At 70.9% G+C, this 10,574-nt stretch carries 8 protein-coding genes and 1 pseudogene; 2 read left to right on the forward strand and 7 right to left on the reverse strand.

The features are described from left to right. Positions 1 to 41: 41 nt before the first annotated feature. The 6 genes and pseudogenes from ACFPZI_RS18320 to ACFPZI_RS18345 form a co-directional block, all read right to left on the reverse strand. Positions 42 to 1,526, reverse strand: coding sequence for an aldehyde dehydrogenase family protein (locus tag ACFPZI_RS18320; protein WP_381364256.1), 1,485 nt, complete (start codon positions 1,524 to 1,526; stop codon positions 42 to 44). Positions 1,527 to 1,621: 95 nt separating this feature from the next. Continuing rightward, positions 1,622 to 2,710, reverse strand: coding sequence for a zinc-binding dehydrogenase (locus tag ACFPZI_RS18325; protein ID WP_381364258.1), 1,089 nt, complete (start codon positions 2,708 to 2,710; stop codon positions 1,622 to 1,624). A gap of 545 nt (positions 2,711 to 3,255) precedes the next feature. Further along, on the reverse strand, positions 3,256 to 4,245 hold the full coding sequence (gene whiA / locus ACFPZI_RS18330) for a DNA-binding protein WhiA (protein WP_381364260.1): 990 nt from the start codon (positions 4,243 to 4,245) through the stop codon (positions 3,256 to 3,258). Beyond that, positions 4,236 to 4,463, reverse strand: a pseudogene (locus ACFPZI_RS18335) (hypothetical protein); the annotation flags it as partial. The pseudogene ACFPZI_RS18335 and the gene whiA, both read right to left, overlap by 10 nt. 350 nt (positions 4,464 to 4,813) lie before the next feature. Further along, entirely contained in the window at positions 4,814 to 5,983 is a 1,170-nt protein-coding gene (locus ACFPZI_RS18340) for a cytochrome P450 (protein WP_355896388.1), read from the reverse strand. A 922-nt stretch (positions 5,984 to 6,905) separates the two neighbouring features. Beyond that, on the reverse strand, positions 6,906 to 7,541 hold the full coding sequence (locus ACFPZI_RS18345) for a TetR/AcrR family transcriptional regulator (protein WP_381364262.1): 636 nt from the start codon (positions 7,539 to 7,541) through the stop codon (positions 6,906 to 6,908). A 187-nt stretch (positions 7,542 to 7,728) separates the two neighbouring features. Here ACFPZI_RS18345 and ACFPZI_RS18350 point away from each other — a divergent pair, with 187 nt between their 5' ends. Then, positions 7,729 to 8,940, forward strand: a complete 1,212-nt coding sequence (locus ACFPZI_RS18350; RefSeq protein ID WP_381364264.1) for an acyl-CoA dehydrogenase family protein — start codon at positions 7,729 to 7,731, stop codon at positions 8,938 to 8,940. Next, positions 8,937 to 9,977, forward strand: coding sequence for a phosphotransferase family protein (locus tag ACFPZI_RS18355; RefSeq protein WP_381364266.1), 1,041 nt, complete (start codon positions 8,937 to 8,939; stop codon positions 9,975 to 9,977). Before ACFPZI_RS18350 ends, ACFPZI_RS18355 begins: the two co-directional genes overlap by 4 nt. A 107-nt stretch (positions 9,978 to 10,084) precedes the next feature. On the opposite strand, the gene ACFPZI_RS18360 is transcribed toward ACFPZI_RS18355, so the two are convergent. Next, positions 10,085 to 10,574: integrase core domain-containing protein (locus tag ACFPZI_RS18360; RefSeq protein ID WP_381364268.1), on the reverse strand; the 490-nt coding region annotated here is incomplete at its 5' end.

A 10,574-nucleotide genomic window follows, 5' to 3' on the forward strand; every position in this document is an offset into this window, starting at 1 on the left:
GGTGGTGGGCTGTTCGACGTCCCGACGGGTCGGGTCGCGGGTCAGCGCCCGAGGCGGCTACGCAGGGCCGCGACCTCGCCGGCGACGAACTGATCGAGTCCGGTCTCGACGTCCGGGTGCAGGACCGCCTCGCCCGTGGAGCCCGCCGCGAACGGACGATCCCCCTCGGGGGCGGCGACGGTACGGCGGTGGGTGAACTCGTCGAAGCCGGCCTTGCCGTGGTAGGCGCCGTAGCCGGAGTGGCCGACCCCGCCGAACGGTGCGCCGGGGACGGTCTGGTGGGCGAAGCAGTCGTTGCGGGTCACGCCGCCCGACGTGGTGCCCCGCACGAACGCCCGGAAGTCCGCGCCGTCCTCCCCGTAGTAGTAGGAGCACAGCGCCGCCGGGCGGACCTGGATGTGGCGGATCGCCTCGGAGATGTCGTCGTAGGGGTAGAGGGAGATCACCGGGCCGAAGACCTCCTCCTCGTTGATCTTCGCGTCCGCCGGGACGTCGGTCAGGATCGTCGGAGGGATGAGCCGCCTGTCCGGCGAGGGCAGGTGGGCCGCCTCCTCGGGCGCGACGACCTGGAGCTTGGTCGCCCCCCTGGCGGTCGCGTCGTCGATGAGCGCGGTGATCCGCTCGTAGTTGCGGTCGTTGATGATGGAGACCGCTGCGGGGTTGTCCAGGAAGGTCGGGAAGAGCAGCCGGAACTCCGCCTCCAGCTTGGTGCGGAACGTGTCGAGGTGCTCGCGGGGCACGAAGACGTACTCGGGGCAGGAGCAGACCTGGCCGCTGTTCATCGCCCGTGCCAGCGCGAGGCGTTCGGCCGCCCGGTCGAGGTCGGCGTCCCGTCCGAGCACGACCGGGTTCTTGCCGCCGAGCTCCAGGGTCACGGGGACCAGGTTCGCCGACGCGGCGCCCGCGACCGCCTTGCCGACCGCGGGGGAACCGGTCAGGACGATGTGGTCGAGGGGCAGCGCGGAGAAGTCCTTCGCCGTCTGGAGGTCGCCGAGGACGACGGCCACCTCGTCCTCGGCGAGGTGCTTGGCCACCGCCTGTGCGAGGACTTGGCCGGTGCGGGGGTGGTTCTCCGGGAACTTCATGATGACCCGGTTGCCCGCGGCCAGGGCGGCGAAGGCCGGGTGGACGGTCAGGCTGACCGGGAAGTTCCAGGCGCCGATGACCCCGACGACGCCCTTCGGCTTCTGCTCGATGAAGGCGGGCGGAGGGCCGTCGAGGACGACGGGCTTCATCCACTCCTCCAGGCACTCCCGGTTGACCTTGACGTCCTCCAGCCAGGACAGCACGTCGAACATCTTCGACAGTGCGGTGGGGCGTCTGCCGTAGTCCTCCTGGAGCGCCTCGGCGAGAGGGCCGGAAGCCTCCAGGATCGCCAGCATCAGTCGGTCGATGCGGTTCCGGCGCACCTCGGCGCTCGGGGTGCCCTGCGCGAGGAACGCCTCGCGCTGGAGGGCGAGTACACGCTCCAGTTCCTTCTTGTCGACGTGTTCCGCGGTGACGCTCGCGCTGCCGTGTTCGCTCATGTTCCAGTGCCCATCCTGTCCGGGGAAAAAGGAGTGTGGAGGCCGGGGTGCCCGTGCGCGTCGCGGGTGGGCGACGCGCACGGGCACCGGCTCGCTCAGAACGAGGTGATGACGACCCGGGTCATGTTCGGGTCGCGCAGGGCCTGGTAGCCCTCGTTGACCTCGCCCAGGGAGATCTCCTTCGAGACCAGGTCGTCGAGGTTGAACCGGCCGGCCAGGTAGAGCTCCGCGTACATCGGCAGGTCGCGCTTGGGGACGGTCGAGCCCATGTAGACCCCCTGGACCCGCTTCTGCGAGACGACCGCGTCGATGCTGGTGAAGGTCAGCGACGTCTCGGGGTCGATCGAGCCGATCAGGTAGAGGCCGCCGCCCTTGGTGGCCATCTCCCATCCCTGCTTGGTGACCTGCGGCATCCCGACGAAGTCGAAGACGGCGTCCGCACCGTCACCGGTGATGTCCCGCACGGCCTCGACCGGGTCGGTCGTACGCGAGTTCACGGTGTGGGTGGCCCCGAAGCGGCGCGCGGTCTCCAGCTTCTCCTCGGCGACGTCCACCGCGACGATCGTGGTGGCGCCCGCCGTGACGGCCCCGCTGATCGCGTTGAGGCCCACCCCGCCGCAGCCCATGACGACCACGGTCTCGCCCGCCTGCACCCGCGCCGTGTTGATGACCGCGCCGGCGCCGGTGGCGACACCGCAGCCCATGAGCGCGGCCTGCGCGAACGGCATCCGGTCGGGCAGCCGCACCAGCTGGCTCTCGTGGACCAGGCACTGTTCGGCGAACCCTCCCAGGCCCATGCCCTGGAACAGCGGCTTGCCGTTCAGGCTGAGCCGCGGCGGCTGATCGGCGCCGCGCAGCGTGGCCTCGGGGTGACGGCACTGGTTGATGCGGCCGGACAGGCAGCGGTCGCAGCGGGCGCAGTACTGGACGAGGCAGCCGACCACGTGGTCCCCGACGGCGAACTCCGTCACGTCCGGGCCCAGACCCACCACCACTCCCGCGACCTCGTGCCCGAGGACGGAGGGGACCGGGAGGCCGAGGTCGTGCTGCGCTGCCGCGAGGTCGCTGTGGCACAGGCCGGATGCCTTCACCTCCACCAACACCTCGCGGCCGATCGGGTCGGCGAGATCGACGTCCGCGAGCGTGAACGGGGCGCCGAACGCTTCGACCACCAGTGCCTTCATGAAGACTCCTTCCGAGAGCTTCGGGACGCGCCGATCGGCGTGCCCCGACCACGCGCATGCTCCACGCCGTGCACGGGGCGGTCGGTGAACCTCCGTCCCGCTGCGCGCGGTTCGGACCGGACCGTTCCGTGCGTGCGCACGACGGATGGCTGCTCGTCCGCCGTCGACACAGGCCGGGCCACCACAGGGCCTTTTGAAGCAAGCCGTCTCAGTATGACCACCGTCACAGCGGCCGTGTCAAGGTGCTGTGCCCCGGCGGCACGCACGGTCTTCGGAGCGGATGCCGGACACCTTGGCCGCACGGCCGACCACACGCGCGAGGTGGGCCGCGGGAGGCGCCGCGGGAGGGCCGGCTCCAAGGAAGGGCGGAAGCGTCGCGGGGAAGTCCGTGCCACGCGGCAGCGCAACGCGTCACGCGGGCACAGTGGAGCGGCCCCTCATCGGTCGGTCGACGTGTGGGTCGATCGGCCGAAGAGGGGCCACTGATGTCACGGAGTGTGACGGGTTGCTCGCAGGGAAGGGATCGGGCTCGTGCGGGTGCCAGGTCAGCCGACGAGGCTGTCGGCGAGCTCCTCGCCGATGCCGGCCTCCGTGCCCGGGATACCGAGGTCGGCGGCGCGCTTGTCGGCCATCGCGAGGAGCCGGCGGATCCGGCCGGCCACCGCGTCCTTGGTCAACGGCGGCTCCGCCAGCGCCCCCAGCTCCTCCAGCGAGGCCTGCTTGTGCTCCATGCGCAGCCGCCCGGCCGCGGCCAGGTGCTCGGGCACGTCGTCCGCGAGGACCTCCAACGCCCGCTGCACCCGCGCACCGGCCGCCACCGCCGCCCGCGCCGAACGCCGCAGGTTGGCGTCGTCGAAGTTCGCCAACCGGTTCGCCGTGGCGCGCACCTCGCGGCGCATCCGGCGCTCCTCCCAGGCCAGTACCGAGTCATGCGCCCCGAGCCGGGTCAACAACGCGCCGATCGCGTCCCCGTCACGGACCACCACCCGGTCCACGCCGCGCACCTCACGCGCCTTCGCCGCGATCGACAACCGACGCGCCGCACCCACCAACGCCAACGCCGCCTCCGGCCCCGGACACGTCACCTCCAACGAGGACGACCGCCCCGGCTCGGTCAACGAACCATGCGAAAGGAACGCACCACGCCAGGCCGCCTCCGCATCACAGGTCGCTCCCGAGACGACCTGCGGCGGAAGCCCCCGAATGGGACGCCCCCGACCGTCCACCAGACCCGTCTGCCGGGCCAACTGATCCCCACCCGCCACCACCCGCACCACGAAACGCGAACCACGACGCAATCCACCCGGCGCCATCACGATCAACTCGGAACTGTGACCGAAGATCTCCAACACGTCCCGCTTGAGGCGGCGGGCGGCCATCGCCGTGTCCAGCTCCGCCTCGATCACGATGCGCCCGCTCACCAGGTGGAGGCCGCCGGCGAACCGCAGCATGGCGGAGACCTCCGCCTTTCTGCAACAGGTCCGCGTGACGGGAAGTCGGGAAACCTCGTCCTTCACCGCAGCCGTCATCGCCATGGGCCGATCCTTCCATGCATCCGAAAAATACGGTCGTACGCGGCGGCCAACAGCTCCGGGTCGTGCCGGAGGCTTCCGTCCGGCCGGGCCACCGGCGCCAGCTCGACCGCGGCGCCGCCGAACCCCTTCGCGGCCTCGGTCAGCACATCACGATCAGGCACGGCGGCCTCATCGGCCAACACCACGTCCAAAGTAAGTTTAGGGGCGTGTCGCGCCAAAGCATCCACATCACGTCACCCCGGGGCGTCGCGGGCCGCGGCAGGACGAAAAGCCCCACGGGTTTCGCCCGAACGGCCTACTCACGTAAGTCGATCGACCGCCGGTCGGCGGCCGATCCGGAAGCGGGGTCCGAAAGCACGGATCCGGAGGCACGGATGCGGAAGCTCAGTTGCGCATCCGCGGCACCCCGGAAGCAGGACATGGCCCGCCCCGGCTGCGAGAGCCGGGGCGGGCCATGCCGAGCGGGCGCGCGCCGCAGGGCCGCGACGCGGCGGAGCGGGCGGCGGCGAAGGGTCGGGGGCGAACGACCGGTCGCACCTCCCCCGCCGCGGCCCCGCACGTGGTGCGACTAGGGCCTGTTCCACCGCAGCGGCAGCGAGTTGAGGCCCAGGACGAGCCCGTGCTCGGTCGGCTCCTCGACCAGTTCGTAGTCGGGGATCTGCCGGTGCCACTCCTCCATCATCACGGCCAACTCCTGGCGCCCCAGGTGTGATCCGGGACAACGGTGCGGGCCGGCCCCGAAGGCGAGGTGTCGGGTCTCCTTCCGGTCCAGGTCGACCGTCCGCGCACGGGGGTGCGCCTTCTCGTCCCTGCTCGCCAGCGAGAGGGGGAAGTGCGCCACCTGTCCGGCCTTGACCGGGCAGCCGTGGAAGTCGGCGTCCCGGGTGGCCTTGCGCGCGGTCTGCACGATCGGGTAGACCCGCAGCAACTCCTCGACCGCGTGCGGGATCAACTCGGGCTCGGAAGCGATGCGGCGACGGTCCTCGGGGTGCTTCGCCAGGTGGTACATGAAGTACGAGGCCTCGCCCGCCACCGTGTCCAGGCCCGCCATGAACAACTGCAACAGGCAGTTGATCAGGTCCGCATCGGGGATCGGGGTACCGTCGATCTCCCACGTGATCGCGGCGCTGACGATGTCCTGCGCGTCCGGATCAGGGTTCGCCCGACGTTCGGCGAGGAGTTCGCCGAAGTACTGCATCACCTTGTGCAGCCCCGCGGCCTGGAGGGACCGGTCCGGGTCGCTCTCGGTATTGCCGTGCAGGATCTGGTGTTCCCAGACCATGAATTCGTCGAGCTTCTCCAGGGGCATTCCCATGATCTGGAGGAAGACGATCGACGGCAGTACCTGAGCGAAGTCGCGGACGTAGTCGCACTCGCCCTTGTCCCGCAGCCGCTCGATCAACTGGGCGGCCAGACGCTGCTGTTCCTCCTTCAGGGACTTCGTGCGGGCCGGCGTGAACCAGGCCCCGAGCAGCCTGCGCCACTTCGCGTGGAGCGGAGGGTCCAGCATGATCGGGATCCACATGTAGTCCGGATCCTGCTGGGTCGGATCGACGACCGCACTGGACCACAGGTCGGCCTGTTGCAGGCCTTCGAGCAGTGCGTCGTGATCAGTGAAGATCCAGTAGCCCTTACCCTCCTCGGTCCACACCGCGGGCCGGGACATGTCCTGATACCGGTCGAGCCGGTCGAACAGCCACCCGACCGGCGTGGGCGGCGGACTGTAGACGTAATCCACCACAGGACAGTTGGGATTTTCGGTCGGTTGAGTCTGCTTCACCAGGGCCCCTCACCGATACAGCGTCTAATTTTATGGACGCGGAATCTCATTATGCATAGGGCGCACCCGTGGGGCAACGGTCCTGCACCACCCGTACCGACATCGAAGAATTTCCCCTCAACTCCCTTTGAAAATTGGCTACTTGTCCATCGGCGCCCCATGAAATCCCAGATGGACACGGCACCTCGCCGCTTCGGATCCGCCGCGGAAATCTCCCCGTGCCCGCTCGCGGCGGAGCGCGGGGGCCGGCCGGGGGAAAAGGCGGCAGAGCCTGCCCGGCTCCCGGTCACGACGGGGACAGGGCGACCCGAGCACGGCGGCGTCGCAGCCCGGCGCGCGGAGACGCCCTCGACGCCCAGGGCAGACGTGGGCCCGACCGCGGTCGGCACGCGCACGGCAGCCATTACGGCTCCCAAGTCCCGCACGACGTCGGCGCCGTCGCGTTCCAGTGTCGTCTCCGGGTGTCGCAGGACTCGCCCTGCGCGACCCAGTGGGGGGAACTCGGCGTGACTTCAGCCGGCCATCGGGCCGTGCGCCGCCACCGTCAGCCCGGCCAGGTCCCTGCGCGCCTGCTCGGCGCTGGGCAAGCCCGTCAAAGTCGTGGCCATGTCAGCCACCTGGCCGCCGCCCGCACCTGCCGGCACCGGGGCCGAGGGGAAGGGCTTGCCGTCCACTGCCCCCGGCGACGCGGCCTCGCGGACGATCAGCCTCGCGGCGACCGGGCGCCGTCATCGAGCGGCCGTGGGTCAACCGTCCGTCTTCCCCGTCCGGGGCACGGGTGGGAGCCGTGGGGGCGCGGGACGGTTCCGCCGTCCCGGTGACGCCCCCTCCCCCGGCCCGCTCCCGGCCCGGCCTGCGCCCGGAAGCCGGCGCGAACAGGTCATCCGGAGCCCACCAGGAGGAGGGCGAAGTCGCCGTACTGGTACACGATCTGATCTTCCGTCAGCTCTCCGTCCTCGCGGTACCAGACGGCCACGCCCATCCCGAGGTCCAGGATCGCGTACGAGGCCAGGCGGGCCGATGCGACGTGGAAGCGTCCTGCGGCGACCCCGGCCTCGACCAGCTCGCGGAATGCCTTCTCGTACGCGTCGCGCCGGTCCAGGACCGCGGTGCTGTGCGGTTCTTCGAGGCTGCGGATCTCCCGGTTGCCGACGAATGCCTCGAGTCGGTGCCGCGCGTGGTAGCGGACGTGGGCCTCGGTGGCGCGCCTGAGCCGTTCGGCGGGGTCCTCGGTCCCGGCGACAGCGGTCCGGTGGGCGGCGAGCAGCGCGTCCATCGTGCCGATCATGATCTGCGCGAGCAGCGCCTGTTTGGAACTGACGTGTTTGTACAGGCTCGGCCCGCGGACACCGACGGCCGCACCGATGTCGGCCATGGTGGTGGCCTGGTACCCGCGCTGGGTGAACAGTTCCAGGGCGGCGGCGCGGATCGCGTGGGCGCGCGGGGAGCCGCCGGCTGCCGGGGCGCCGCCGGACCGGTTCGCAGCAGTGCCTTGATGCGTACGGGGCTGTGGCACGGAAGGCTCCTCGGTGTGGGCTGCGAGATTCGGCTAGCACATGCTAGCTGGATTGCGGGCAGTCACGGCGGCGAATCACTGCGGGTATTGACAAGCAGCGCAATGTCCCGTTGTCATGTGGCTAACGTCTATTAGCCGAGCTGGAGACCGTGCAGTGCACGAACCTGCCCGGCGTCAGGAGGAACCGTTGCCCGTGAACCCGGACCACAGCCCCGAGGTCGTGGATCTCGCCCGCCGTACGGCGGAGTTCGTCCGCGAGGTGGTGATTCCGGCCGAGGAGGAGCACGGCGGGGTCGCCGCCACCGGAGGGGAGGCGCTGCGGACGCGCCTTCAGGAGGCCGCCCGCGGGGCCGGGGTCTTCGCCCCGCACGTCTCCTCGGAATACGGCGGCCACGGTCTGGACATGCGTGGTCGCGCGCTGGTGTTCGAAGAGGCCGGCTACTCGCTGTTCGGTCCGCTCGCCCTGAACATCGCGGCCCCCGACGAGGGCAACATGCACATGCTGGAGGCGATCGCCACCCCGGAACAGAAGGAGCGCTACCTGCGCCCGCTCGCCGAGGGGCGGGTGCGGTCGTGCTTCGCGATGACCGAGCCGGCGCCGGGTGCCGGCTCGGACCCGTCGGCGCTGACGACCCGCGCCGAGAAGGTGCCCGGGGGCTGGCGGATCGAGGGCCGCAAGTGGTTCATCACCGGCGCGGACGGCGCGGCGTACGCGATCTGCATGGCCCGTACCTCCGGTGAACCGGGGGCCCGGGGCGGGGCGACGATGTTCCTCGTCGACGCCGACAACCCCGGGATGAAGATCGTGCGGCACATCGACACCCTGGACGAGGCCTTCTTCGGCGGGCACTGCGAGGTGCTCTTCGACGGCTGCGTCGTGCCGGACGAGGCGGTGCTCGGCGAGGTCGACAAGGGCTTCGAGTACGCGCAGGTCCGGCTCGGCCCCGCCCGGATGACGCACTGCATGCGCTGGCTGGGCATCGCCCGCCGCGCCCAGGACATCGCGGTGGCCCGCGCCGCCGACCGGCAGCTGTTCGGCTCCCGGCTCGCGGAACTCGGCATGGTCCAGCAGATGATCGCCGACAACGAGATCGACGTGGCCGCCTCGCGCGGACTGATCCTGCAGGCCTGCCGGGAGCTGGACCAGGGCCGCTCCGGGGCGCAGTCCACCGCGATCGCCAAGACGTTCACCGCCGAGGCGGTATGGCGCGTCGTCGACCGGTCGCTGCAGATCTGCGGCGCGTTGGGCATCTCCGGGGACATCCTGCTCTCCCGCTTCCTGCGCGAGGTGCGCCCGTTCCGCATCTACGACGGCCCCTCCGAGACCCACCGCTGGGCGATCGCCCGCCGGGTCGTCCGACGCCACCTGGACGGCCGGACCGCAGGAGCGCAGTCGTGAGCGCCGAGGCGACGAGCCCCCAGGGCCTGGACCTGGCGGCCCTCCAGCAGTACTTCGAGACCCAGGTGCCGGACACCGCAGGCCCACTGCGGGCCGAACTGCTGCACGGCGGCCGCTCCAACCTGACCTACCTGGTCACCGACGGCCACTCCCGGTGGGTCGTGCGCCGCCCCCCGCTCGGCGTCCTGACGCCGTCCGCGCACGACGTGGGGCGCGAGTACCGGATCGTCGCCGCGCTGCAGGGCACCGGCACACCGGTCGCCCGGACGGTGGCGCTGTGCGAGGACCCCGAGGTGCTCGGCGCGCCGTTCTGCGTCGTCTCCCACGTGGCGGGCACGGTGCTGCGCACCCACGACGACCTCCACGCCCTGTCCCAGACGGACATCGACAACTGCGCCGGCGCCCTCGTCGAGGTGCTCGCACGGCTGCACTCCGTACCGTACGAGGAGGCCGGGCTCACCGGCTTCGGCCGACCCGAGGGCTACCTGACCCGGCAGGTCCGGCGCTGGCGCGACCAGTGGTCACGCGTCGCCACCCGCGACCTGCCCGACATCGACACCCTCCACCAGCGCCTGGCCGCCGAGGTGCCCGCCGAGAGCGGCGCGGCCATCGTCCATGGCGACTACCGCATCGACAACGCCATCCTGGATCCGGCCGACCCGGGTACGATCCGCGCACTCGTCGACTGGGAGATGGCCACCATCGGCGACCCGCTCGCCGACCTGGGCATGACCCTGGTCTACCGGGACCCCGCGTTCGACCCGGTACTGGGTGGCTCCGCCGCCTCCACCAGCAGCCGGCTCCCCTCCCCCCGCGACCTCGCCGAGCACTACGCCCGCGTCTCCGGCCGGGATCTGGGACGGCTCGCCTTCTACCTCGGCCTCGGCTACTTCAAGATCGCCGTGATCGCCGAAGGCATCCACGCCCGCCACCGGGCCGGAATGACCGTCGGCCACGGATTCGAAACGGTCGGCAACGCCGTGCCCCTGCTCGCAGCGGCGGGACTGCGCGCACTGGCGGAAGGAAGGACCTCGTGAACACCCAGGCGGTCACAGCGGATTCCCCGGAAGAGGAACGCTTGGCCACGCTCGTCACCGGATCCTCCCGTGGCATCGTGTAGGGCTCGGAAAGTCATCGCTGCATGTCAGGCAACGTATCGGTACTCGTTGATGACGCCGCCGAGGACTCGGGTACGGAGGAGTCTTCGGTCGTCGAGGTCGTGGACGGTGGCGGGCCGGCGGTCGGCGTCGGGTGGGAGCTGTTGGCGTGCCCGGTGCGGCCGATGCCTGTTGTAGTGGTCCTGATAGCTGGTCAGCACCCACCGGGCGTGGGACTCGCCGATGATCAGGACGTGGTCGAGGGCCTCGCGCCGGATACTTCCGATCACCCGCTCGCCGTGTGCGTTCATCCGGGGAGCCCGCGGCGCACTCAAGATCACATCCAGGCCCTCGGCCTCGAAGACCGCGTCGAACGCCGTACCGTATGTGTCGTCGCGGTCCCGCGGCAGGAACCGCGACGAGTCCCTGCGCATCCCCAGGTCGGCGGCCAAGTTCCGGGCTTGCCAGCCGGCCCGTTCGCGCCGCCGGGTGGGCCGGTGGCTGTTCTCCGCCCGGTGGTCGAGGTGCTTCGACTGC

Source organism: Streptomyces chlorus (assembly GCF_042655885.1).
Lineage (GTDB): Bacteria > Actinomycetota > Actinomycetes > Streptomycetales > Streptomycetaceae > Streptomyces > Streptomyces chlorus.